Source organism: Streptomyces sp. NBC_00726, from assembly GCF_045161735.1.
In the GTDB taxonomy this organism is placed as follows: domain Bacteria; phylum Actinomycetota; class Actinomycetes; order Streptomycetales; family Streptomycetaceae; genus Streptomyces.
Genome location: NZ_CP108983.1, coordinates 5,680,746 through 5,704,247 on the forward strand (window position 1 = coordinate 5,680,746; position 23,502 = coordinate 5,704,247).

The 23,502-nt window shown below is 73.0% G+C and carries 19 protein-coding genes; 14 read left to right on the forward strand and 5 right to left on the reverse strand.

Annotation, left to right across the window (positions count from 1 at the left end; genetic code table 11):
• The first annotated feature begins 4 nt into the window (after positions 1–4).
• The 6 genes from OG338_RS25290 (at position 5) to OG338_RS25315 (ending at position 7,277) form a co-directional block, all read left to right on the forward strand.
• Complete coding sequence (locus OG338_RS25290; RefSeq protein ID WP_405939507.1) at positions 5–337, forward strand: (2Fe-2S)-binding protein; 333 nt, start codon at positions 5–7, stop codon at positions 335–337.
• A complete protein-coding gene (locus tag OG338_RS25295; protein ID WP_405939508.1) occupies positions 318–1,748 on the forward strand; it encodes an FAD-dependent oxidoreductase in 1,431 nt (476 codons plus the stop codon). The genes OG338_RS25290 and OG338_RS25295 overlap by 20 nt, the downstream gene beginning before the upstream one ends.
• Positions 1,749–1,801: 53 nt before the next feature.
• Entirely contained in the window at positions 1,802–2,710 is a 909-nt protein-coding gene (locus tag OG338_RS25300) for a dihydrodipicolinate synthase family protein (RefSeq protein WP_405939509.1), read from the forward strand.
• A gap of 13 nt (positions 2,711–2,723) precedes the next feature.
• A complete protein-coding gene (locus tag OG338_RS25305) occupies positions 2,724–3,725 on the forward strand; it encodes a proline racemase family protein (protein ID WP_405939510.1) in 1,002 nt (333 codons plus the stop codon).
• Positions 3,726–3,794: 69 nt separating this feature from the next.
• Entirely contained in the window at positions 3,795–4,484 is a 690-nt protein-coding gene (locus OG338_RS25310) for a GntR family transcriptional regulator (protein WP_405939511.1), read from the forward strand.
• Between the two features lie 510 nt (positions 4,485–4,994).
• Positions 4,995–7,277: a M9 family metallopeptidase gene (locus tag OG338_RS25315; protein ID WP_405939512.1), complete on the forward strand. Its 2,283-nt coding sequence runs from the start codon at positions 4,995–4,997 to the stop codon at positions 7,275–7,277.
• Positions 7,278–7,345: 68 nt separating this feature from the next.
• Here OG338_RS25315 and OG338_RS25320 read toward each other — a convergent pair whose 3' ends face one another.
• Positions 7,346–7,936 carry a TetR/AcrR family transcriptional regulator gene (locus tag OG338_RS25320; RefSeq protein WP_405939513.1) on the reverse strand — a complete coding sequence of 197 codons (591 nt, stop codon included), beginning with the start codon at positions 7,934–7,936 and terminating at the stop codon, positions 7,346–7,348.
• A 176-nt stretch (positions 7,937–8,112) separates the two neighbouring features.
• Here OG338_RS25320 and OG338_RS25325 point away from each other — a divergent pair, with 176 nt between their 5' ends.
• Together OG338_RS25325 and OG338_RS25330 are read left to right on the forward strand one after the other, a co-directional pair.
• The gene (locus OG338_RS25325; RefSeq protein WP_405939514.1) at positions 8,113–10,035 is read left to right on the forward strand and encodes a serine/threonine-protein kinase; all 1,923 of its coding nucleotides are present in this window, start codon (positions 8,113–8,115) and stop codon (positions 10,033–10,035) included.
• A gap of 156 nt (positions 10,036–10,191) precedes the next feature.
• Positions 10,192–10,557 (forward strand): ATP-binding protein, encoded by a 366-nt coding sequence (locus OG338_RS25330; protein WP_405940531.1) that lies wholly within the window; start codon positions 10,192–10,194, stop codon positions 10,555–10,557.
• Between the two features lie 49 nt (positions 10,558–10,606).
• Here the strand turns inward: OG338_RS25330 and OG338_RS25335 are convergent, their stop codons facing one another.
• Together OG338_RS25335 and OG338_RS25340 are read right to left on the reverse strand one after the other, a co-directional pair.
• Positions 10,607–11,689, reverse strand: coding sequence for a DUF2637 domain-containing protein (locus OG338_RS25335; RefSeq protein ID WP_405939515.1), 1,083 nt, complete (start codon positions 11,687–11,689; stop codon positions 10,607–10,609).
• A gap of 206 nt (positions 11,690–11,895) precedes the next feature.
• A complete protein-coding gene (locus OG338_RS25340) occupies positions 11,896–12,744 on the reverse strand; it encodes a (2Fe-2S)-binding protein (protein ID WP_405939516.1) in 849 nt (282 codons plus the stop codon).
• Between the two features lie 146 nt (positions 12,745–12,890).
• On the opposite strand from OG338_RS25340, the gene OG338_RS25345 reads away from it, so the two are divergent.
• Positions 12,891–13,655, forward strand: a complete 765-nt coding sequence (locus tag OG338_RS25345; RefSeq protein ID WP_405939517.1) for a GntR family transcriptional regulator — start codon at positions 12,891–12,893, stop codon at positions 13,653–13,655.
• 45 nt (positions 13,656–13,700) lie between these two features.
• Here the strand turns inward: OG338_RS25345 and OG338_RS25350 are convergent, their stop codons facing one another.
• Complete coding sequence (locus OG338_RS25350; protein WP_405939518.1) at positions 13,701–14,486, reverse strand: hypothetical protein; 786 nt, start codon at positions 14,484–14,486, stop codon at positions 13,701–13,703.
• Between the two features lie 175 nt (positions 14,487–14,661).
• Complete coding sequence (locus OG338_RS25355) at positions 14,662–16,449, reverse strand: PucR family transcriptional regulator (RefSeq protein WP_405939519.1); 1,788 nt, start codon at positions 16,447–16,449, stop codon at positions 14,662–14,664.
• Between the two features lie 257 nt (positions 16,450–16,706).
• Between OG338_RS25355 and OG338_RS25360 the strand changes: the two genes are divergently transcribed.
• From OG338_RS25360 to OG338_RS25380, 5 genes are all read left to right on the forward strand, one after another.
• On the forward strand, positions 16,707–17,597 hold the full coding sequence (locus tag OG338_RS25360) for an FAD binding domain-containing protein (protein WP_405939520.1): 891 nt from the start codon (positions 16,707–16,709) through the stop codon (positions 17,595–17,597).
• Between the two features lie 2 nt (positions 17,598–17,599).
• Positions 17,600–18,196 (forward strand): (2Fe-2S)-binding protein, encoded by a 597-nt coding sequence (locus tag OG338_RS25365; protein ID WP_405939521.1) that lies wholly within the window; start codon positions 17,600–17,602, stop codon positions 18,194–18,196.
• A gap of 3 nt (positions 18,197–18,199) precedes the next feature.
• Positions 18,200–20,584, forward strand: a complete 2,385-nt coding sequence (locus OG338_RS25370; protein ID WP_405939522.1) for a xanthine dehydrogenase family protein molybdopterin-binding subunit — start codon at positions 18,200–18,202, stop codon at positions 20,582–20,584.
• Between the two features lie 270 nt (positions 20,585–20,854).
• Positions 20,855–22,312, forward strand: coding sequence for an NCS2 family permease (locus OG338_RS25375; protein ID WP_405939523.1), 1,458 nt, complete (start codon positions 20,855–20,857; stop codon positions 22,310–22,312).
• Positions 22,313–22,346: 34 nt separating this feature from the next.
• Complete coding sequence (locus tag OG338_RS25380) at positions 22,347–23,498, forward strand: XdhC family protein (RefSeq protein ID WP_405939524.1); 1,152 nt, start codon at positions 22,347–22,349, stop codon at positions 23,496–23,498.
• Positions 23,499–23,502 lie beyond the last annotated feature (4 nt).

Genomic DNA, 23,502 nt, shown 5'->3' on the forward strand with positions numbered 1-23,502 from the left:
CCCGGTGAGACGAGCACGCCGACGCGACCGCACCCCGGCCGGGCTTGCCGGGGCCGAGCCCGGGCCCGGGTTCGAGATCACCTTCGACGGGCGGCCGGTACCTGCCCTGCCCGGGCAGAGCATCGCGGCCGCGCTGTGGGCCGCGTCCGTCCTCAGCTGGCGTACCACCCGGGTCAACGGGCGGCCCCGGGGCGCCTTCTGCGGGATCGGCTCCTGCTTCGAGTGCCTGGCCACGGTCAACGGGCGCCCCAATCTGCGGGCCTGCCTGCTGCCCGCCCGGCCCGGCGACGCCGTCACCACCCAGGAAGGCAACGGACATGCCGCACCCCGCCCCTGACCGCGCCGAGGTCGCCGTGGTGGGTGCCGGACCGGCCGGGCTCGCCGCCGCCGTCACCGCCGCCGACGCCGGGCTCGACGTGCTGCTGATCGACGCGGCCGACGCCCCCGGCGGCCAGTACTACCGTGCACCCGCGCCCGGTCTCGGCGCCACCCGCCCGGATGCCCTGCACCACGGCTGGGGCACGTTCACCGCGCTCACCGCCCGCCTCGGCCGGCACCGCACCACCGGGCGGGTGCGCCATCTCACCGGCCACCAGGTCTGGGCGGTGACACGGACCGGCGAGGACTGGACCCTGCACGCGGTCACCGGCCCGGACGGCGGTGACGGGGCCGCCCCGCGCGCCCGCCGCCTCGTCATCGCGACCGGCGCCGTCGAGCGCCAACTCCCCTTCCCCGGCTGGACCCTGCCCGGCGTGGTCGGCGCGGCCGGGGCCCAGGCCATGCTCAAGTCCGGGCTCGTGCTCCCCGGCCGGCGCGTCGTCGTCGCCGGGAGCGGGCCGCTGCTCCAGGCCGTCGCCCTCTCACTGGCCCGGGCCGGGGCCCGGGTGCCCGCACTGGTGGAGGCCGCCGGCTACGCGGCGTACGCCCGTGCGCCCCTGACCCTGGCCGCGAACCCCGGCCGGCTCGCGGAGGGTGCACGCCACCGGGCGGGCCTCGCCCGGTACGGGGTGCGGATGCTCACGCACCGGGCCGTCACCGCCGTCCACGGAACCGCACGCGTGGAAGGGGTCACGGTCAGCCGGCTCGACCGCGCCTGGCACCCCGTGCCGGGGACCGGACGGCGCATCGAATGCGACGCGCTCGCCGTCGGCCACGGCCTCGTCCCGCAACTGGACCTCGCCCTCGGCCTCGGCTGCGCCACCCGCACCGGCACGGACGGCTCGGCGGTCCTGGAGGTCGACGCGCAGTTGCGTACCACCGTGCCCGGAGTCTGGGCCGCCGGCGAGACCGGGGGCGTCGGCGGGGTGCGACTCGCCCTGGCCGAGGGAGAGCTGGCCGCCCTGTCGGTGATCGCCGACGCGCGGGGCGGCCGGGCCCCGGCCCGCGCGGGGGCGCTGCGCCGCCGTCGGCGCCGGATGCGCGCGTTCGCCGGGCTGATGGGGGCCGCGCACCGGCCGGGACCGGGGTGGACCGGGTGGCTCGCCCCGGACACCGAGGTCTGCCGGTGCGAGGAGGTCACCGCCGGCACGCTCCGGACCGCCGTCGCCGGACTGGGCGCCGGCGACCCCCGCACCGCCAAGCTCCTCACCCGGGCCGGCATGGGCTGGTGCCAGGGCCGCACCTGCGGCTTCGCCGTCCGGGCCCTGACCGCCCCGCCCGACACCGACGCGCCCCCCGACCGGCGCCCCCTGGCCTGCCCGGTCCCGCTCGCCACACTCGCCCGCGCCGCCCGCGACGAGGGCGAGTGACCCCGCGCACCCGATCCGCCACCACCCCGTACACCCACCCCGAAGGAGCCCGTATGACCTCCGAGCCCAGCCGCACCGGTGCCCCCTGGCGGGGTGTCATGGTCGCCACGCCCCTCACCCTGCGCGAGGACCGGTCCGTCGACTTCGACGCGTACGCCGCACACGTCCGCGACCTCATCGACGCGGGGTGCGACGGTGTGGTGCCCAACGGATCGCTGGGGGAGTACCAGACCCTCAGCGACCGGGAGCGCCGGGAGGTCGTGCGGGTCGCGGTCGAGGCGGCCGGGGACGGGGGCAGGGTGATGCCCGGGGTCTCCTCGTACGACAGCGCGCAGTCCCGGCGCCGCGCCGACGAGGCCGCCGAGGCGGGGGCCGGGTCCGTGCTGCTGCTGCCGCCCAACGGCTACCCGTGCGAGGACGCGGCCGTCCGCGCGCACTACGCCGAGGTGGCGGCGGCCGGGCTGCCCGTCGTCGCGTACAACAACCCGTACGACACCAAGGTGGACCTGACGCCCCGGCTGCTCGGGCAGCTCCACGCGGAGGGGTCGGTCGTCGCGGTCAAGGAGTTCAGCGGCGATGTCCGCAGGGCGTACGAGATCGCGGAGGAGGCGCCCGGGCTCGATCTGCTCGTCGGCGCCGACGACGTGCTGCTCGAACTCGCCCTGGCGGGGGCCGTGGGCTGGATCGCGGGCTGCCCCAACATGCTGCCGGGCAGCTGTGTCGCGCTGTACCGGGCGGCCGTCTCCGGGGACCTGGAGCGCGTCCTGCCGCTCTACCGCCGGCTGCACCCGCTGCTGCGGTGGGACTCCAAGCCGGAGTTCGTCCAGGCCATCAAGGCGTCCATGGACATCGTCGGCCGGCACGGCGGGCCCACCCGGCCGCCCCGGCTGCCGCTCGACGCCGACGCGCTGGCCGCCGTACGCGCCGCGACGGAGAAGGCCCTCGCCGAGGGCCTGGACTGAGAGGGGAGGGACGATGCGCAGCCGCCACGTCTTCCACGCCGTCGACTCGCACACCGAGGGCATGCCCACCCGTGTGATCACCGGCGGGATCGGCACACTCCCGGGCGCCACCATGGCCGAGCGCCGGGCGTACTTCATGGCGCACCGGGACGCGGTGCGCACCCTGCTGATGTACGAGCCGCGCGGCCATTCCGCGATGAGCGGGGCCGTCCTCCAGCCGCCGACCCGGCCCGACGCCGACTTCGGGGTGCTGTTCATGGAGGTCTCCGGCTGCCTGCCGATGTGCGGGCACGGCACGATCGGGGTGGCGACCGTGCTGGTGGAGACCGGCATGGTCGCGGTCACCGAACCGGTCACCACCGTACGGCTCGACACCCCCGCCGGGCTCGTCGGCGTGGACGTACGCGTGGAGGGCGGGGCCGCCACCTCCGTCACCCTCACCAATGTGCCCGCCTTCAGCGCCGGGCTCGGGCTCACCGCGAAGGTGCCCGGCTTCGGTGAGGTGCCGTACGACCTCGCCTACGGCGGCAACTTCTACGCGATGGTGCGGCTGGGGGACCTGGGGCTGCCGTTCGACCGGGCGCGGAAGGACGAACTGCTGGCAGCCGGGCTGGCGTTGATGGAGGCGGTCAACGCGACCGACCGGCCGGTCCACCCGGTGGACCCGGCCATCCACGGGCTCAAGCACGTCCAGCTGATCGCGCCCGGCTCCGACGCGGCGCACTCGCGGCACGCGATGGCCATCCACCCCGGCTGGTTCGACCGCTCGCCGTGCGGCACGGGCACCTCCGCGCGCATGGCCCAGCTGCACGCGCGGGGCGAACTCCCGCTGGACCGGGACTTCGTGAACGAGTCCTTCATCGGGACCCGGTTCACCGGCCGGCTGGTCGGCGAGACCACGGTGGGCGCGCTGCCGGCCGTCGTGCCGACGGTCACGGGGAGGGCTTGGATCACCGGGACCGCGCAGTATTTCCTGGACCCGGACGACCCCTTCCCGGAGGGCTTCCTGTTGTGAGCCCGCGCCGGGTTCAGGTCCAACGTGACATTGTATTCTGACCCTCCGCACGGTGCTGGAGGAACAGATATGGCCCGCCTGACCTCGCTCAACGCCATCTCGGCGCAGGAGCACCTGCGCGACCAGGTGGCGCATGCGCTGCGGGCGGCCCTCGTCTCCGGCGAGCTGCGGCCCGGCACGGTCTACTCGGCGCCCGCGCTGGCCGCCCAGTTCGGTGTGTCCGCGACCCCCGTACGTGAGGCGATGCTCGACCTGGTCCGCGAGGGCCAGGTCGAGGCCGTCCGCAACAAGGGTTTCCGGATCACCGAACTGACCGACCAGGACCTGGACGACTACACCGAGCTGCGCGCGATGATCGAGGTCCCCACGGTCGGCCGGATCGCGCGGATGGGCCTGACGCACGAGCTGGAGGCGCTGCGGCCCGTCGCCGAGGAGATCGTCGCGGCCGCCCGCCGGCACGACATCCTGGGCTACCTGGAGGCGGACCGGCGCTTCCACCTCGCCCTGCTGGGGCTGGCCGGCAACCGGCGGCTGGTCGAGCAGGTCGGCGAACTCCGGAAGCGCTCAAGGCTCTTCGGGCTGAACCGGCTCTCCGAGTCCGGGCAGCTGACCGCCTCGGCCGAGGAGCACATCGAGCTGCTCGACCTGGTGGTCGCCGGGGACGCCGAGGGCGCCGAATCCTGCATGCTCGGCCACATGTCGCACGTCCGCTCGCTGTGGGCGGACGGCCGCCGGGGTGAGCCGGCGAGCCAGGCGTAACGCCTCAAGCTCCCCCGTAGGCGCGGGCGTTGACGCGCCGACGGATGCCGTCACGACAGCTTCACAAAGACGGCCGTCTCGGCCGCTTCCTAAAGACATGTGACATGTGCCATTGTACTGACGGTCGCGCTTGAGGTCGTGTCCATGTCACTTTGCTGACCGTTCCGGTCGCCCGCCGTCCCCGTCCGGCCTCACCCGCGCGCCATCCCCCACGGCCGCGCAACGGCGCGCGGCCCTCACACCGCTGGGAGGCGGCACGTGAAGAAACGAACGGTCCGACAGAGAGTCACCGGACTCACCACCGCGGTCCTAGGGCGTGTCCGCAAAGTCCCGTCTGGCCCGCGACGCCTGGCACGCACTCTCGCCGCACCGGCCGAAATCCCTAGTACGTCCAGTACGAGGGATGTCGGCCGGCACGCCGAGAGCACGCGCCATGCGCCGCGGGCCACGCCCTTCGGGCGTACGACGGGACTTTGCGGACACGCCCTAGCGGCCTGCCTGGGCATCGGCATGCTCGCCGCACCCGCCCCGGCCGCCGAGCCCCGGCCTTCCATCCCGGCGGCCGCGAGCGCCGCCGCGCACCGGACGGCCGGTGAGGCGTCGCCCGAGCCCGGCGGCCCCACCGCACAGGCCCCCACCGCGCCCGCCCAGGACCCGGCCCACCTGGGCGAGACGGCCGTGAGCCCCGCCGAGCGGGCCCCGCTCAGCGCCTCCAAGGACGTGCTGCGGCGCGACTACGACGACCCGCGTGCCACCGAACCGAGCCACCCGGCCCCCTCCATGAAGGCGAAGTCCCTTGCCCGGGCGGCCGCTTGCTCCGTCTCCGACTTCACCAGCCGCACCGGCAGCGCCCTCGTCCAGCAGATCAAGGCGTCCACCACCGACTGCGTCAACACCCTCTTCTCCGTCAAGGGCAATGACGGCTACCTCGCCTTCCGCGAGGCCCAGATGGTCACCGTGGCCGACGCCCTGCGCGCCGGATCGGCCGCTTACCCCGGCGACAGCAGCACCGGCATGCCTCAACTGGTGCTCTACCTCCGGGCCGGGTACTACGTGCAGTACTACGACCCCGGTACGGTCGGCTCGTACGGCACCGCCCTGCGCACCGCCATCCAGGGCGGCCTGGACGCCTTCTTCGCCTCCGCGCACTCCCGGGACGTCACCGACGCCAACGGCGAGACCCTGGCCGAGGCCGTCATCCTCATCGACAGCGCCGAGCAGAACGCCCGCTACCTGGACGTCGTCAAGCGGCTGCTGGCCGGCTACGACTCCTCGTACAACAGCTCCTGGTACATGCTCAACGCGGTCAACAACGTCTACACCGTGACCTTCCGGGGCCATCAGCTGCCCGCGTTCATCAGCGCCGTCGAGGCCGACCCGAGCCTGCTCGGCGCGCTCGCCGGATTCGCCCGCGACCACCTGGACCTGCTGGGCACCGACCAGTCCTACCTGACCTCCAACGCGGGCCGCGAGCTGGCCCGCTTCCTCCAGGAGGACGCCCTCAGGCCCACCGCGAAGAAGCTGGTCATCGACCTCCTCGGCCGCTCCTCGATCACGGGGCCCACCGCGCCGCTCTGGGTCGGGCTCGCCGAGATGGCCGACTACTACGACAGCGCGAACTGCTCCGCTTACGGCACCTGCGACCTGGCCGCCCGGCTCAAGAGCGCCGTGCTGCCCACCTCGTACACCTGTAGCGACAGCATCCGCATCCTCGCCCAGCAGATGTCCTCGGCCGACCTGACCGAGGCGTGCACCAGCCTGCGCGGCCAGGACGCCTACTTCCACCAGGTGGCCCGGGACAGCGGACCCGTCGCCGGGGACCTCAACACCACCATCGAGGTCGTCGTCTTCGACTCCAGCACCGACTACCAGACCTACGCCGGGGCCATCTACGGCATCGACACCAACAACGGCGGGATGTACCTGGAGGGCGACCCGTCGGCGGCCGGCAACCAGCCGAGGTTCATCGCCTACGAGGCCGAGTGGGTCCGACCCGACTTCCAGATCTGGAACCTCAACCACGAGTACACCCACTACCTCGACGGCCGGTTCGACATGGCGGGCGACTTCGACGCCGGTGTCACCACCCCGACCGTGTGGTGGATCGAGGGCTTCGCGGAGTACGTCTCCTACTCGTACCGCGACGTCACCTACGACGACGCCCTCACCCAGGCGGGCACGCACACCTACACCCTGCGCACCCTCTTCGACACCACCTACGAGAACGCCGACCAGACCCGCATCTACAACTGGGGCTACCTGGCCGTCCGTTACATGCTCCAGTCGCACCGCGCCGACATGGACAAGCTCCTCGGCCTCTACCGCGCCGGTGACTGGAACGGCGCCCGCACCCTGCTCACCTCCACCATCGGCACCCGTTACGACACCGACTGGGCGAACTGGCTCACGGCCTGCGCGGCCGGCAGCTGCGGCACCGCCACCAACCCGCCGACCGAGCCCACCGCCCAGTGCACCGGCACCGACACCCGCGAACTCGGCCAGGACTGCGCCCGCGACGGCCAGTACGCGACCCGGGGCAACTACGCCTACCTGTACCTCTACATACCGGCCGGCACCGACCGGCTGACCATCACCACCAGCGGCGGCACGGGCGACGCCGACCTCTACTACAGCTCCACCGGCTGGGCCACCACCGGCTCGTACACCGCCCGGGCCACCGGCAGCGGCAACGCCCACACCCTCACCGTCGACCACCCGGCCGCCGGTGCCCACTACATCAGCCTGTACGGCGTGCAGGACTTCGACCGGGTCAGCGTCGCGACGCGCTACTGACCCGGCACACCCCCGGAGCGGCCGCGGCCGTCTGCGCACACCCCTCGCGCAGGCGGCCGCGGCCGTTCTCATGGGCTGACGGAGCGCCAGATATGCTGCGGGACCGTGCGGACGGCCTCCTCGATGTCGATGTCGCCCACCGCGAGCCAGCGCCGCGCGATGCTCGTCACCGGGCCCAGGATCAGCGACTCCAGGACGGGCAGCGGCAGCGCCACCAGCTCGCCCGACTCCCGATGGGCGTGGAGCCAGGCGGCGAGCGGGGCGATCCGGGCCTCCTGGGCACCCCGCAGCTGGCGCGCGTTGGTGATGGCCTCGCGGTCGGCGGTGACCGAGTGCATCAGCCGCGCCGCGTCCGGATGTTCCTGGATGAAGCGGAGATACGTCTCCGTCAGCGCCCGCACCCCGCCGCGCGCGTCCGTCACCTGGTGCAGCGCCTCGACCACCTCGCCGAGGAGGCGGCCCAGCCAGGACTGCGCGAGCGCCAGGACCACGCCCTGAAGGCTGCCGAAGTGGTGGTAGATGCTGCCCGCGCTCACGCCGCTGGCCGAGGTGATCGCGTTCAGCGTGAGGCCGGCCTCACCCCGGGCCGCGTACAGCTCCAGGGCGGTGTCGAGCACCTGGGCGGCCGTGGCCTCCCCGCGCTGTTGCTTCGGACTCATCGACGCAGCCCCCCGGTTCCGGAATCTCTGGCTCCTCATGGTGCACCCGGGGGACAGCGTAGAAGAAGATTCCGGAATTGTTTCCAGAAGTTGTTCCAATCAGTGCCCACTTTGCTTCACACTGAACGTTTGTCGCGCCAAGTCGCGGCCACACATGGGGACTTCAGGAGACCGGCGTGAACAACGACGACCACGCGGACAACGAGGACTACCTCGACGGAGGCATCAAACCGCTGACTCCGACGGACCCGGCGCGCGTCGGGCCCTATCTGCTGCTGGGCCGGCTCGGCGCGGGCGGCATGGGCCGAGTCTATCTCGCCCGCTCCGACGGCGGCCGCACCGTCGCGGTCAAGGTGGTGCACGCGGAGCACGTCGCGGACCCGCAGTTCCGGGGCCGCTTCCGGCGCGAGGTCGAGGCAGCGCGGAGCGTCGGCGAGCGCTGGACCGCGCCCGTCCTGGACGCGGCACCGGACGCCGAATTCCCCTGGGTGGCCACGGGTTACGTGCCCGGGCTCTCCCTGGAACAGGTCGTGCGGGGCCACGGCGCACTGCCCGCCGCCTCGGTGCGGGCACTCGCCACCGGGCTGCTGCACGCGCTGAAGGACATCCACGCGGCGGGCATCGTCCACCGCGACCTCAAGCCGTCCAACGTGATGCTCACGATGGAGGGGCCCAAGGTCATCGACTTCGGGATCGCCCGCGCCGTCGGGACCGCCGTCGAGTCCCTGCTCACCAGCACCAACATGATGATCGGCACGCCCGGTTTCATGGCCCCGGAGCAGGTGCGCGGGGAGACCGCGGTCCCGAAGAGCGACGTCTTCACCCTTGGCTGTGTCCTGACGTACGCGGCGACCGGGACGCTCCCCTTCGGTCACGGGGCGAGCAACCAGCACGCGATCATGTACCGGATCGCCGAGGCCAAGCCCGAGCTCGAACGGGTCCGGGACGCGGATCTCAAGGAGCTGATCGCCCGGCTGCTGGTCAAGCCGATCGAGGAGCGGCCCTCCGTGGACGAGCTGCTGGCCGAGCCGGGGCGCGCAGCCGATCCGGCCGCCGCCTCCTGGCTGCCGGCCGCCGTGGTGGGTCATCTGGCCCGCCAGTCGGCGCAGTTGCTCGACGCGGAGGCTGCGCCGCTGCGGCAGGAGGGTGATCGCGCCACGATGCGCCTCGGGTCGGCGCCCGAGGCGGCGGCGGCCGTGGTGGAGGGGGCCGTGGTGGAGGGGGCCGTGGTGGAGGGGGCGAAGACGGCGGAGAAGGAGAAGCCGAAGCGCCGGCGCCCCTGGCTGGTGGCCGTCCCGCTGGTGGTCGTCCTCGGCGGCGGGGGCGGCACGCTGGTCATGCTCCAGCCGTTCAGCCACGACGGCGGCGACGCGCACGCGGCGCCCCCGGCCGCCACCTCCACCGGCCCGACCGCCGCACCGGAGCCCTCGGTGGCCGGCAGCGCGTCCCCGGCCGGCAGCAAGAGCCCGAAGGCGTCGCCGAGCAAGAAGAAGGCGGACGCCGGCAAGGACGGGAAGGACGGCAAGGACGGGAAGCCGGGCAAGGACGGCCGCAGCACCGGCAGTTCGGGCGGCGGCTCGGGCTCCACGGGAAGCGGTTCGTCCTCGGGCGGTTCGTCCGCCACGGGCGGCGGCGGTTCGTCCTCCACCGGGGGCGGCGGCTCCACCACGACCAGCGGCGGCAGTTCGGGAGGCGGCAGCACGGGCGGCTCTTCCACGAGCACATCCGGCGGGGGTTCCACCAGCACCTCGGGCGGCTCCGCCACCGGCGGCTCGGGCGGGGGCGGCAGCACGGTGCCGGCGTCGTTCGTCGGCACCTGGAAGTTCGGAGAGATCTACAACACGGGTCAGCCCGGCACCATCACCATCTCCAAGACCGGTGTGGTGCGCCTGAGCGACTATCCCTACAACAACTGCCCGTTCGAGGCCAAGGTGACCTCCAGCAGCAGCGGCCGCATCAACGTCGGCACCGGAAAGCGTGTGGGTGCCAACCCCGGATACTGCTTCGTCGAAACGGTGGACCCGTCCTACTTCGTCACCAACGGCGACGGCATCCAGCACGACGTCGGCGGGTTCAAATACTTCTACAAGCGGGCCTGAATCCCACACGATTCCCTCCGGTCCGAAGGGCTCCGCAAGCGTGACAGCCGGTAGGCGGGGCATGCATTGCGTGAGCACCTTCGAGACAGGGGGCGACTGGCCGTGTGGGCGGGGGAAACGATGGAGCGTCACGAAGAGGCCCGGATGCACCGCAGGGTGGACCGGGCCGATCTGGCAGCCGTGGGGGAAGTCCGGGGAGCGGTCCGGGAGTTACTGCGCTACCGGTGGAAGGAAGAACCGGCGCAGGTAGCCGAACTGCTGCTCAGCGAGCTGGTGACCAACGCCCTGGTGCACACGGACGACGGCGCGGTCGTCGCCGTGAGCGTCGCACCCCGCCGGCTGCGCGTGGAGGTGCGGGACTTCGTCCCCGGAATGGACACCGAGCCGCACGTACCGCCCGCCGACGACGGTACGCACGGCCGGGGGCTGATCCTGGTGGAGAGCCTCGCCGACTCCTGGGGGATCAGCCCCCGCTCGCTGGGCAAGGTGGTGTGGTTCGAGCTGGACGGCGAACGGCCCTGACGGTCCTTCCGGACCGGCAGGGCCGTCTTCTCGCATCCGCTGTCCCGTATCAGCCGAACTGCTGCTCCAGGTCCTTGAGTTTCTGCTCCAGCGAATCGAGCCGGGGCAGGGCCTGGGTGTCGTCGTCGGCGGCCGGGTCGGCCGCCGACGATTCGCTCGCGCCCAGTTCAGGGACGCTCGCCGCGTTCGAGTGGTTCACGGCTTGCAGGGATGGCCGGGGCCGCAGGGGCAGCTGACCCGGCTCGGATATGGCCGGCTCCGCGGCGGACTGCGCGGAGCCCGTCGCCGGTGCCAGGGCGGCCACCTCGACCGGGGGGCCACCCCGGCCGAGCCGCCCCCAGGCCCGGTTCTGCCGGTTCAGGGCCTTGATGTGGGCCCGGTCCAGCTTCTCCTGGTCCTTTCTGCGGAGACGGTTCTGCTCCTTCTCCCTGCGGTCCTCGCGTACCTCGTCGACCGCCTCGTCCAGCGTGCGTACGCCTTCGAGGAGCATCAGCGACCAGGCGCCGAAGGTCTCCCGGGGCGCGCGCAGCCAGCGCACGATCCGGATCTGCGGCAGCGGGCGGGGAACCAGGCCCTGCTCGCGCAGCGCGGCACGGCGGGTCTGCTTCAGCGCGCGGTCGAACAGCACGGCGGCCGAGAGCGACATGCCCGCGAAGAAGTGCGGGGCACCCGCGTGGTTGATGCCGCGCGGCGCGTGCACCCAGTTGAACCAGGCGGCGGCACCCGCGAAGGTCCACACCAGGAGGCGCGAGCCGAGCGCCGCGTCCCCGTGGCTGGCCTCCCGTACGGCCAGGACCGAGCAGAACATCGCCGCCCCGTCCAGACCGAAGGGCACCAGATACTCCCAGCCGTCGGAGAGGCCGAGATTCTGCTCGCCGAAGCCGACGAGCCCGTGGAAGGAGAGTGCGGCGGCGACCGCCGCACAGCAGAACAGCAGCACATACGAAGCGGTGGCGTACAGCGCTTCCTTGCGTCTGCGCCGCTCCTCGCTGCGTTCCCAGCTGTCGTCGGCCGAGGCTGCTGCGTCAGAGGCGCGCCTTCCACGCGCGACCACCGCCACCGCCGCCATGACCCCCACGAGCAGCACGGCGCCCGGAAGCAGCCAGTCAAGCGATATGTCGGTCAGTCTCATGCGCGGTCCCTTGCGTCACGTAGGGCGTTTCGGGCGCCATCGTGGCGGAAATCCCGTCACGGCCAGGCGGTTTCGGGGCAAGAGAACGCCAAAGGGGTGCAGGAGGCCGCCGATATGGCCGTTCTGGTCGAACGCCCTTCAGCGCTTTACGCATGATGTTCGAATACTTGCCACCCGTCCGGGCGGAGTGAATCCGGCGGAGTGGATCAGGGCGCGGGCGTCAGTTTGCGGACGCGTTCCTCGTCGCACGTACGCGGGCACGTGACGCAGGTGTCCTCGGGGCGCAGCGTGTAGAACAGGCAGCAGCTCGCCCGGTCCCGGGTCGGCAGCGACTCCCCGTTCGGCCCGGTCAGCTCGCGGAAGCCCGCGGTGCCGACGTACGGCTTGGTGGTGCCCGGCAGCAGCGCCTCCAGCTCCGTCATGGCGCGCCGCTCCTCGCCCAGCAGATGGGCGACGTACCAGAGGCCCTCGACGATCTCGTCGGTCGCCATCCCCCACAGGGCCCGCTTGCCGCGCCGCATCCGCGGCCGGAAGCCGTCGAGCACCGGGCCCAGGTGTTCGGCCACCGCGTCCAGCACCTCGGCCCGCAACGCCGACTCGTCGGCCACCACCCGGGCCCCCGGCAGCCCGGCCGCCGGGTCGTCGGGCAGGCAGGCGAACTCCCGCACCCGCAGCGTCAGATGGCCCAGCGCGCGCTGGAACGAGACGTCCTCGACCGGGACGCGGGGCACCCGGCGGTGCAGGAACCACGGCACCGTCACCAGCAGACAGGCCGGCCAGGCGTACCGGTGCAGTCCGAAGCTGGCGATCACATCGGGCCGGCCCTCCTGGCCGTAGTCCCGCCGCACCTGCTCGGCGTCGAAGGCGAGGAACGTGTCCAGGGCCTCACCGCCGGCCGCCAGCTCGTGCGCACCCACCCAGCCGGGGCCGCCGGGGGCGCTCTCGCCCTCGGCCAGGATCTCGGCGCGCACCCCGGGGAAGACCTCGGTCAGGCGCGCGTAGGCGTCGGCCACGGGCGAGGCCGTCACCGCGGGGAGCAGGGCGGGCAGGGTCATGCGGGGGACCACCGATTCACGATCGTCAGCAGGTAAGGCTTACCTTACCCTGCCGGACCGTTGTTTGAACTGGGGCCCCTTACGCCTATCGTGCACTCAGGGCGCCCGACGCGCGAGCGCGCCCGTGACAGGCCGAGGAGGTGCCCGTGGAGCAGGGCGGAGCGCGCGAGGAGGTGCGTCCCCCGTACGGCGTAGGCGCGGCCGTGCCCGCTTCGGCCATCCGGGTGCCCGAGCAGGCCCGCGGCGAGCACACCCACGGGGAGCAGCCGCACGAGGCCCCCCGCGTCCAGGTGCGCCGGCACTCCGTGCGCGGCCAGATCCTGGAGGCCCTGCGCGCCGCCCTGGTCGACGGCGAGCTGGTCCCCGGCCAGGTCTACTCGGCGCCCGTGCTCGGCGCCCGCTTCGGCGTCTCCGCGACCCCGGTGCGCGAGGCGATGCAGCGGCTGGCCACCGAGGGGGCCGTGGAGGTCGTGCCCAACCGGGGCTTCCGGGTCGCCGAGCGCGGACCGCGCGAGCTGGCGGAGCTGGCCGAGGTCCGCGCCCTGATCGAGGTCCCCGTCATGCTGCGGCTCGCCCGCACCGTCCCGCCCGCCCGCTGGTGCACACTGCGCCCGCTGGCCGACGCCACCGTGGCCGCGGCGGCCGTCGGTGACCGGGCGAGCTACGCCGAGGCCGACCGGGCCTTTCACGGCGCGGTGCTCGCCCTCGCCGGGAACCACAGCCTGGTCGCCGTCGCCGACGACCTGCACCGCCGCTCCCAGTGGCCCCTGGTGGACAACCCGGTCACCCGGCGCGCCGACCTGCTGGCCGACGCCTCCGAGCACACCGCGCTGCTCGACGCCCTGATCGCCCAGGACGTGGCGGTCGTCCAGTCGCTGGTACGCGAACACTTCGCGGGCGCCGACGGCTGACCCCCGTAACCCCCGGTGCGTACGGGGACGGGCCGGCGCCCTCGCTCAGTTCGCCTCGATCGTCTCCGGCGGGGGCTGGTCCAGATGCGGGCCCAGCCAGGTCGGGACGCCGCCGAGCAGCCGGAACAGCCGGGCCGCCTCGGCGCGCAGCCGGGTCGCCGCCTCCGGCTCCGGCTCGGCGTCGGCCAGCGCGATGAGCGCCGGGGCCGTACCGACCAGATAGCCCAGCTCCTCCCTTATCCGCAGGGACTCCGCGAAGCCGTGCCGGGCCTCCGCGAGCTCGCCCTCGCGCAGGGCGATCAGGGCGAGATGGCGCCAGGTCGAGGAGAGCAGCAGCGCGTCGCCCTGCGCGGTGGCACCGGCGTGCGCCCTGCGGTAGGCGGCCCGGGCGGCCTGCGGGGAGTCCGCGATGTTCTGCGCGATCAGGCCGCGCCGGAAGTCGAGCAGCGGCCGGCCCTGGGCGGCGGGCGAGAGCAGGGCGGCGGCCCGCCCCAGCGCCACCCGGGCCTCGTCGGCCCTGTCCCGCACCCCGAGCAGGGTCGAGGCGTACGCGAGATACCCGCGCTCGCAGGCCGCCGCGCCGCGCTCCTCGTCGTCGTGGGCCATCGCCTCGGCGGTCCGCAGGGCGTCCTCGGCGTCCGTCCAGCCCTCCCCGGTGTACAGGCAGCGCTCGGTCAGCAGGGCCGTCCGCTGGAGCGCCGCGGCCGGGTCGGTGGCGGCGTCGTGCTCCAGCAGGGCCGCGGCGTCGGTCCAGCAGGCGCGTGAGCGCAGCCGCCATACCGCGGTCTGGAGCGGAGGATCGTCATCTGCTGTCGTTCCGGAACCAGACATGGCGGTATGCGCCACATTGCCCTCCCCGAGCGCGCCGTCGAGCTGTTGAGTATGGGCCGCATCACAGCACGGAATGGCACGCCGGGCCAAGAGGTCGAGGCAATGTCAGGTGAAACTTTTCACAATCGGCCACCTGGGGCCGGGTGCCCCCAGGGCCCTTGCCCGGCCCGGGAATTCAGCTCATCCGCAGGGCCAGGAAGAAATCGAGCTTGTCCTCCAGGCGCGCCAGATCACGCCCCGTCAACTGCTCGATTCGCCCGACCCGGTAGCGCAGCGTGTTGACGTGCAGATGCAGCCGGGCCGCGCAGCGGGTCCAGGAACCGTCGCAGTCCAGGAAGGCTTCCAGGGTCGGGATCAGCTCCGCGCGGTGGCGCCGGTCGTACTCGCGCAGCGGGTCCAGCAGCCGCGCGGTGAACGCCCGCCGCACGTCGTCCGGGACGAACGGCAGCAGCAGCACGTGCGAGGCCAGCTCGTGGTGGCCGGCCGCGCAGACCCGGCCGGGCCGGGCCGCCGCCACCCGGCGGGCGTGCCGGGCCTCCTCCAGAGCGCCGCGCAGCCCCTCCGCCGAGTGCACCGAGGCGCTGACACCGAGTGTCAGACGGCCGTCGTCGCCGAGGCCCGCGGAGAGCGGGGCGCGCACGGCGGCGAGCAGCGCGTCGGCGTGCAGGGCGGGGCCTTCGCCGGGGCCGGTGCCGGGTCCGCCGTTCCCGGGTCCGCCGTTCCCGGTGCCGGTGTTCCCGCCGTCCTGGCCACCGTCCCCGCCGCCGGACGCGCCACCGGACGCCTGGACCGCCGCCCGGTCCGGGGTGGCCGGCAGCGGCAGCAGGGCGATCGCCTCGTCGTCCGTGTGGGCGACGGCGATCCGGTCCGCCGATTCGGGGCCCGTCACCGCCGGGTCGACCAGGATCTCCTCCAGCAGCGCCTGGGCGACCGGGCCGCCCCGGACCCCCGACGCGCCGTCCTCGTCCCACTCGACCCGGGCCACCACGACCTGCCAGTGCGGCGCGGTGCCGAGGCCGGGGAGCAGGACCGGCGTTGCCACGCGCAGCCGGGCGGCGATCTCGGCGGGCGCGGCGCCCGCCTGGACCAGCTCCAGGACCTCCTGGGCGAGCCGGCGGCGCACCGTGCGGGCCGCGTCGCGCCGGTCGCGCTCGACGGCGATCAGCTGGGTGACGCCCTGGAGCAGGTCGAGCCGCGCGGCCGGCCAGTCGCCCGCGTCGGCCTCCACGGCGAGCAGCCAGTCGGAGAGCACCGACTCCCGCACATCGCGGGCGGGCGGCACCGCGCCGCCCCGGCCGTTGTTCCGGATCGGGAAGAGCGAATACGTCGTACCGTCGAGGGCCGCCCGGTGCGGGGCGCGGCGGCCGGCGCGGACGGCGGCCAGATGCAGCCCGGCCAGCTCCGCCCCGGCGGCGGCGGGCAGCGGGGCACCCGCGCCCGCGATCTGCCGCCCGGTGGGGGAGAGCACCCAGGCGTGAAGGTCCAGGTCGGAGCCCAGCAGATCGAGGACCACCTCGGGGCCGCCGCCGGTCGGGCCCGAGGTCATCAGCCGACGGTGCCGGTCCACCACGGCCGCCAGGTCGCCCGCCCGCTCGCCGGACACCTGACGCACCACATACTCGGTGATCGTTGCGAACGCGACCGTCTCATGGACCGCGAACAGCGGCAGCCGGTGATGGCGGCACGCCGCCACGAGATCGTCCGGGATATCGCCCAGCTCCGCCTCGCCGGCCGCGAGCCCGGCCACCCCGGCGCCCGCCAGGATGCGCACGAACGGCTCCGAGTCCCCGGCGTCCCGGCGCCAGGCCAGACCGGTCAGGACCAGCTCGCCGCCGGTGAGATAGCGGCTCGGGTCACGCAGGTCGGTCGTCATCACGCCACGGACCGACCGGTCCAGCTCCTCGTCGCCGCCGAGCAGCCGCAGCCCCAGCGCGTCGTTCTCCAGCAGTGCGCGCAGCCGCATCTGGTCGCCGCCGATCTCTTTCGTTGGTACGGGTGGAGTCTGGGTGTTGCGGTGAGGCCGTTGAGCCCCGCCATTCGTTCGAATCTACAAGACATGAGCGGAGACCGGCCAACCGCTTCATGGGTTCGGTGACTGCACCAGGTGGAGCAGGGCTTGTGTACTGGGCCACACACCGCGTGAACAAGACATGAACAAGTTCGAGGGCCGGCCGTCACCCAGCCCCCCGCGCAGACCCGATTGAGAAGAAGAGAGCCACCATGGACTTCCTTCGCCCCGCAAGCTGGGAGGAGGCGCTCGCCGCCAAGGCCGAGCACCCGACGGCTGTGCCCATCGCCGGGGGCACCGATGTGATGGTCGAGATCAACTTCGACCACCGGCGCCCCGAGTACCTCCTGGACCTCAACCGCATCGGTGAGCTCACCGAGTGGGAGGTGGGCCAGGAGAGCGTACGGCTCGGCGCCTCGGTCCCGTACAGCCGGATCATGGAGCACCTGCGGGCCGAGCTGCCCGGGCTCGCCCTCGCCTCGCACACCGTCGCGTCCCCGCAGATCCGCAACCGCGGCGGCGTCGGCGGCAACCTCGGCACCGCGTCCCCGGCCGGTGACGCCCACCCCGCCCTGCTCGCCGCCGGCGCCGAGGTGGAGGCCGAGTCCGTACGCGGCAGCCGGCTGATCCCCATCGACGCCTTCTACACCGGCGTCAAGCGCAACGCCCTCGAACCGGACGAGCTGATCCGGGCCGTGCACATCAAGAAGGCCGACGGCCCGCAGCAGTACTCCAAGGTCGGCACCCGCAACGCGATGGTCATCGCCGTCTGCGCCTTCGGCCTCGCCCTGCACCCCGAGACCCGCACGGTCCGCACCGGCATCGGATCGGCCGCCCCGACACCCGTACGGGCGAAGGAGGCCGAGGCATTCCTGAACGCCGCCCTTGAGGAGGGCGGGTTCTGGGACAGCCGCACCATCATCACGCCGTCCGTCGCCCAGCAGTTCGCCACCCTCGCCGCCGGCGCCTGCAACCCGATCGACGACGTGCGCGGCACCGCGAGCTACCGCCGGCACGCCGTCGGGATCATGGCCCGCCGCACCCTCGGCTGGGCCTGGGAGTCATACCGCGGCAACGGCCGCAGCACCGAAGGAGCCGCCTGATCATGCGTGTCAATTTCACGGTCAACGGCCGCCGTCACGAGGCCGACGACGTCTGGGAGGGCGAATCCCTCCTCTACGTCCTGCGCGAGCGGATGGGCCTGCCCGGCTCCAAGAACGCCTGCGAGCAGGGCGAATGCGGCTCCTGCACGGTCCGCCTCGACGGCGTCCCCGTCTGCTCCTGCCTGGTCGCCGCCGGCCAGGTCGAGGGCCGCGACGTCGTCACCGTAGAAGGTCTCGCCGACTTCGCCGCCCACCGCGCCGACGCCCACCCCGGCACCGGCTGCGCCTCCGGCGCCTGCGGCACCTCGCTGGACCGGGCCAAGCGCTGGAAGGCCGAGCCCGCCGCGGGCGACGAGACCCGCGACACCGGCGAGCTCTCCCCGATCCAGCAGGCGTTCATCGACGCCGGAGCCGTCCAGTGCGGCTTCTGCACCCCCGGCCTCCTGGTCGCGGCCGACGAACTCCTGGAGCGCACCCCGCAGCCGTCCGACGCGGACATCCGCGAGGCGCTCTCCGGCAACCTCTGCCGCTGCACCGGCTACGAGAAGATCCTCGACGCGGTCCGCCTCGCGGCCGCCCGCGCGGAAGAGACGGTCTGAGCCATGGGCGTTACCGGTTCCCCCACCAACATCAACCAGGGCAGCCGCACCAAGGGCGGCATCGGCGAGTCCACGCTGCGCCCCGACGGCATCCTGAAGGTCACCGGCGAGTTCGCCTACTCCTCGGACATGTGGCACGAGGACATGCTCTGGGGCCACACCCTGCGCTCCACCGTCGCGCACGCCGAGATCGTCTCCATCGACGTCTCCGAGGCGCTGGCCACCTCCGGCGTCTACGCGGTCCTCACCTACGACGACCTGCCCGCCGCGATGAAGAACTACGGCCTGGAGATCCAGGACACCCCCGTCCTCGCCCACGGCCGGGTCCGCCACCACGGCGAGCCCGTCGCGCTCGTCGCCGCCGACCACCCGGAGACGGCCCGCCGCGCCGCCGCGAAGATCCGCATCGACTACCGCGAGCTGCCCGTCGTCACCGACGAAGCCTCCGCGACCGCCCCCGGCGCCCCCCTCATCCACGAGGGCCGCGACGACCACCACATCGGCCATGTGCCGCACCCCAACATCGTCCACCGCCAGCCGATCGTCCGCGGCGACGCGGCCGCCGCCGAGGCCCGGGCCGATGTGATCGTCAAGGGCGACTACTACTTCGGCATGCAGGACCAGGCGTTCCTGGGCCCCGAGTCCGGCCTCGCCGTACCCGCCGAGGACGGCGGCGTCGACCTGTACGTGGCGACCCAGTGGCTGCACTCCGACCTGCGCCAGATCGCGCCCGTCCTCGGCCTGCCCGAGGACAAGGTCCGCATGACGCTCTCCGGCGTCGGCGGCGCCTTCGGCGGACGCGAGGACCTGTCGATGCAGATCCACGCCTGCCTGCTCGCGCTGCGCACCGGCAAGCCCGTGAAGATCGTCTACAACCGCTTCGAGTCCTTCTTCGGGCACGTCCACCGCCACCCGGCCCGCCTGCACTACGAGCACGGCGCCACCCGCGACGGCAAGCTCACGCACATGAAGTGCCGCATCGTCCTGGACGGCGGCGCCTACGCCTCCGCGTCCCCGGCCGTCGTCGGCAACGCCTCCTCGCTGGCCGTCGGCCCGTACGTCATCGACGACGTCGACATCGAGGCCATCGCGCTCTACACCAACAACCCCCCGTGCGGCGCCATGCGCGGCTTCGGCGCCGTCCAGGCGTGCTTCGCCTACGAGGCGCAGATGGACAAGCTGGCCGCCGCACTGGACATGGACCCGGTCGCGTTCCGGCAGCTGAACGCCATGGAGCAGGGCACCCTGCTGCCGACCGGGCAGCAGGTCGACTCGCCCGCCCCGGTCGCCGAGCTGCTGCGCCGCGTCAAGGCCATGCCGCTGCCGCCCGAGCGCCAGTGGGAGAGCGCCGGCGAGCACGCCGACGTCCGCGCGCTGCCCGGCGGCCTGTCCAACACCACCCACGGCGAGGGCGTCGTGCGCGGCGTCGGCTACGCGGTCGGTCTGAAGAACGTCGGCTTCTCCGAGGGCTTCGACGACTACTCCACCGCCCGGGTCCGCATGGAGGTCATCGGCGGCGAACCCGTCGCGACCGTCCACACCGCCATGGCCGAGGTCGGGCAGGGCGGTGTCACGGTGCACGCCCAGATCGCCCGTACCGAACTCGGCGTCGCCCAGGTCACCATCCACCCAGCCGACACCCAGGTGGGCTCCGCCGGATCGACCTCCGCCTCCCGTCAGACGTACGTCACCGGCGGCGCGGTCAAGAACTCCTGCGAGGCCGTCCGCGAACAGCTCCTGGAGCTCGGCCGGCGCAAGCTCGGCACCTACCACCCCGCCTGGGCCACCGCCGAACTCCTCCTGGAGGGCGGCAAGGTCGTCACCGACGGCGGCGAGGTACTGGCCGACATCGCGGACGTCCTGGAGGACGAGGCGATCGACATCGAGCTGGAGTGGCGCCACCGGCCCACCGAGCCCTTCGACCTGCACACCGGACAGGGCAACGGCCACGTCCAGTACTCCTTCGCCGCACACCGCGCGGTGGTCGAGGTCGACACCGAACTCGGCCTGGTCAAGGTCATCGAACTGGCCTGCGCCCAGGACGTCGGCAAGGCGCTCAACCCGCTGTCGGTCGTCGGCCAGATCCAGGGCGGCACCATCCAGGGGATGGGCATCGCCGTCATGGAGGAGATCATCGTCGACCCGGTGACCGCGAAGGTGCGCAACCCCTCCTTCACGGACTACCTCCTCCCCACCATCCTCGACACGCCGACCATCCCGGTCGACGTGCTCGAACTCGCCGACGACCACGCCCCGTACGGGCTGCGCGGCATCGGCGAGGCCCCCACCCTGTCGTCCACCCCGGCCGTCCTCGCGGCGATCCGGAACGCGACGGGTCTGGAGCTCGACCGGACGCCGGTCCGGCCGGAACACCTCACCGGCGTCTGACGAGGCTCCGCCACCAGCTCTCCGGGCGGTGCGTGCCACCGGCGAACGTCACACTTCCCCGGCCCGCACCGCCCGGAGGCCCAGGGTTCCGCCCCGCTCGCGGCCCCCGTACCCCCCCGCACCGGAACAGCACCACCCGTTCCGTCTCCTCCTGCATGAACAGTTCGTCTCGGGCCGTCCCCCGGGTCGTGCCGCCAGCGCAGTCATCCCAAATCCCGCATTTCGATTCTCCATCGCGGGTGCCCCTGTGAACCTTGGGAGTCAGGCATCATGACCCAGCAGTCAGTGCAGCCGAAGACCGGTCCGGAGGACGCGGGCTCCGGCTCGCGCGTCCCCGCCGGCAGATCGTGGCTCGACCGGTACTTCCACATATCCGACCGCGGTTCGACCGTGGCCCGGGAAGTGCGCGGCGGTGTCACGACCTTCATGGCCATGGCGTACATCCTTCTGCTCAACCCGCTGATCCTCGGCGGCAAGGACGTCGACGGCAATCTGCTCAGCCAGCCCGCCCTGATCACCGCCACCGCGCTCGCGGCGGCCGTGACCACCCTGCTCATGGGCTTCGTCGGCAAGGTCCCGCTCGCGCTTGCCGCGGGCCTCAGCGTCTCCGGCGTCCTGTCCTCGCAGGTCGCCCCCGAAATGACCTGGCCGCAGGCCATGGGCATGTGTGTGATGTACGGCGTGGTGATCTGCCTCCTGGTGGTCACCGGTCTGCGTGAGCTGATCATGAACGCGATCCCGCTCCCGCTGAAGCACGGCATCACCATGGGCATCGGCCTGTTCATCGCCCTGATCGGGCTCTACAAGGCCGGATTCGTCGGCAAGGGCACCGCGACCCCGGTGACCCTCGGCCCGGCCGGTGAACTCGCCGGCTGGCCGGTCCTCGTCTTCGCGGTCACCCTGCTGCTGATCTTCATGCTCCAGGCCCGCAACATCCCCGGCGCGATCCTCATCGGCATCGTCGTCGGCACCGTGGTCGCCTTCGTGATCAACAAGGCCGCGGACGTCGACCCCAAGACCTGGAGCAGCGGCCCGCCGGAGCTGAAGGGCTCCGCGGTCTCCTCGCCGGACTTCTCGCTCTTCGGCGACGTCGACTTCGGCGGCTGGGGCGACGTCGGCGCGATGACCGTCGGCTTCATCGTCTTCACCCTGGTGCTCGCCGGCTTCTTCGACGCGATGGCCACCATCATCGGTGTCGGTACGGAGGCCGGGCTCGCCGACGACAAGGGCCGCATGCCGGGCCTGTCGAAGGCGCTGTTCATCGACGGCGCGGGCGGGGCCATCGGCGGTGTCGCCGGCGGTTCCGGGCAGACGGTCTTCGTGGAGTCCGCGACCGGCGTCGGCGAGGGCGCCAGGACCGGTCTGGCGTCCGTCGTCACCGGCCTGTTCTTCGCCGCCTGCCTCTTCTTCACCCCGCTCACCGCGATCGTGCCCGCCGAGGTGGCCTCCGCCGCTCTCGTCGTCATCGGCGCGATGATGATGCAGAACGCCCGGCACGTGGACTGGAGCGACCGCTCCGTGGCCATCCCGGTGTTCCTGACGGTGGTCCTGATGCCGTTCACGTACACCATCACCACCGGCGTGGCGGCGGGCGTCATCTCGTACGTCGCCATCAAGGCCGCCCAGGGCCGGGCCCGCGAGGTCGGCGCGTTCATGTGGGGCCTGACGGTGATCTTCGTCGTCTACTTCGCCCTGCACCCGATCGAGAGCTGGCTGGGCGTCAGCTGACCCGCCGCCCCACTCACCCGCCAAGGAGACCGAGATGCTGGACATCGCCGAAGAGCTCGACCGCTGGGCCGGGCAGGGACGCGATTTCGCCGTGGCCACCGTCGTCGCCGTCGGCGGCAGCGCGCCCCGCCAGCCGGGGGCCGCGCTGGCCGTCGACCGCGACGGCACGGCGATCGGCTCGGTCTCCGGCGGGTGTGTGGAGGGGGCCGTGTACGAGCTGTGCCAGGAGGCGCTGGAGGACGGTCTGACCCGCCTCGAACGCTTCGGCTACAGCGACGAGGACGCCTTCGCGGTCGGCCTGACCTGCGGCGGCGTCATCGACATCCTGGTGACCCCGGTCCGGGCGGCCGACCCCGCCCGCCGGGTGTACGCCGCCGCGCTCGCCGCCGCCGTACGGGGGGAGGCGGCGGCGGTCGCCCGGATCACCGACGGGCCCGCCGAACTCCTCGGCCGGCCGCTCCTGGTGCACCCCGACGGCCGTTACGAGGGCGGGCTCGGCGGACATCCCGAGCTGGACCGCACCGCGGTCGCCGAGACCCGCGCCATGCTGGACCAGGGCCGCACCGGCACCCTCACCATCGGCGCCGACGGCTCGCGCTGCGGGCAGCCCCTCACGCTGCTCGTGGAGTCCAGCGTGCCGCCGCCCCGGATGATCGTGTTCGGGGCCATCGACTTCGCCTCGGCCCTGGTCCGGGCCGGCAAGTTCCTCGGCTACCGCGTCACGGTGTGCGACGCGCGGCCCGTCTTCGCGACGAAGGCCCGCTTCCCGGACGCCGACGAGCTGGTGGTGGACTGGCCGCACCGCTATCTGGCCGGAACGGCGGTGGACGCGCGCACGGTGCTGTGCGTCCTCACGCACGACGCCAAGTTCGACGTGCCCCTGCTGGAGGCGGCGCTGAAGCTGCCCGTCGCGTACGTCGGCGCGATGGGCTCCCGCCGCACCCACCTCCAGCGCAACGACCGGCTGCGCGAGGCCGGGGTCACCGAGCTGGAGCTGGCCCGGCTGCACTCGCCGATCGGGCTCGACCTCGGAGCGCGTACGCCCGAGGAGACGGCCCTGTCGATCGCCGCCGAGATCGTCGCCGCCCGGCGCGGCGGCAGCGGTGCCCCGCTGACCGGCGCGCACACCCCGATCCACCACCCGGGCGGGCTGCCCCCGGCGGGGCGCATCGGCTCGGTGGCGTGAGGCG

What these genes read in the sequence shown, in the direction of transcription:
- OG338_RS25295 (WP_405939508.1), top strand. Translation starts at nt 318, where the DNA reads ATGCCGCACCCCGCCCCTGACCGCGCCGAGGTCGCCGTGGTGGGTGCC.
- OG338_RS25300 (WP_405939509.1), top strand. Translation starts at nt 1,802, where the DNA reads ATGACCTCCGAGCCCAGCCGCACCGGTGCCCCCTGGCGGGGTGTCATG.
- OG338_RS25305 (WP_405939510.1), top strand. Translation starts at nt 2,724, where the DNA reads ATGCGCAGCCGCCACGTCTTCCACGCCGTCGACTCGCACACCGAGGGC.
- OG338_RS25310 (WP_405939511.1), top strand. Translation starts at nt 3,795, where the DNA reads ATGGCCCGCCTGACCTCGCTCAACGCCATCTCGGCGCAGGAGCACCTG.
- OG338_RS25315 (WP_405939512.1), top strand. Translation starts at nt 4,995, where the DNA reads ATGCTCGCCGCACCCGCCCCGGCCGCCGAGCCCCGGCCTTCCATCCCG.
- OG338_RS25320 (WP_405939513.1), bottom strand. Translation starts at nt 7,936, where the DNA reads ATGAGTCCGAAGCAACAGCGCGGGGAGGCCACGGCCGCCCAGGTGCTC.
- OG338_RS25335 (WP_405939515.1), bottom strand. Translation starts at nt 11,689, where the DNA reads ATGAGACTGACCGACATATCGCTTGACTGGCTGCTTCCGGGCGCCGTG.
- OG338_RS25340 (WP_405939516.1), bottom strand. Translation starts at nt 12,744, where the DNA reads ATGACCCTGCCCGCCCTGCTCCCCGCGGTGACGGCCTCGCCCGTGGCC.
- OG338_RS25350 (WP_405939518.1), bottom strand. Translation starts at nt 14,486, where the DNA reads ATGTCTGGTTCCGGAACGACAGCAGATGACGATCCTCCGCTCCAGACC.
- OG338_RS25355 (WP_405939519.1), bottom strand. Translation starts at nt 16,449, where the DNA reads ATGCGGCTGCGCGCACTGCTGGAGAACGACGCGCTGGGGCTGCGGCTG.
- OG338_RS25360 (WP_405939520.1), top strand. Translation starts at nt 16,707, where the DNA reads ATGGACTTCCTTCGCCCCGCAAGCTGGGAGGAGGCGCTCGCCGCCAAG.
- OG338_RS25365 (WP_405939521.1), top strand. Translation starts at nt 17,600, where the DNA reads ATGCGTGTCAATTTCACGGTCAACGGCCGCCGTCACGAGGCCGACGAC.
- OG338_RS25370 (WP_405939522.1), top strand. Translation starts at nt 18,200, where the DNA reads ATGGGCGTTACCGGTTCCCCCACCAACATCAACCAGGGCAGCCGCACC.
- OG338_RS25375 (WP_405939523.1), top strand. Translation starts at nt 20,855, where the DNA reads ATGACCCAGCAGTCAGTGCAGCCGAAGACCGGTCCGGAGGACGCGGGC.
- OG338_RS25380 (WP_405939524.1), top strand. Translation starts at nt 22,347, where the DNA reads ATGCTGGACATCGCCGAAGAGCTCGACCGCTGGGCCGGGCAGGGACGC.